Raw genomic sequence first — 207 nt, 5'->3', positions numbered from 1 at the left:
TCCCGAAGCGGAACTGGGGTCGAGTGCGTCGCGCAGGCCGTCGCCGACCGCGTTCACGCACATGACGAGGAACACCAGCACCGTTGCCGGTCCGAGGAAGATCCACGGGTACGTCGTGGCCATCCGGGCGCCCTCACCGATCAGGGTGCCGAGCGAGGTGTCCGGCGCGTGCACGCCGAAGCCGAAGTAGGACAGACCGGTCTCGGA

1 pseudogene is annotated in these 207 nt (G+C 68.6%); it reads right to left on the bottom strand.

The annotated features are described in order from the left end of the window. A pseudogene (locus BN358_RS27055) lies at nt 1–207 on the bottom strand (peptide ABC transporter permease); the annotation flags it as partial.

It is taken from the genome of Sedimentibacter sp. B4 (assembly GCF_000309315.1).
In the GTDB taxonomy this organism is placed as follows: domain Bacteria; phylum Bacillota; class Clostridia; order Tissierellales; family Sedimentibacteraceae; genus Sedimentibacter; species Sedimentibacter saalensis.
The sequence above is the reverse complement of the archived record's forward strand: the minus strand, read 5'-3'. Positions and strand labels throughout refer to the sequence as shown.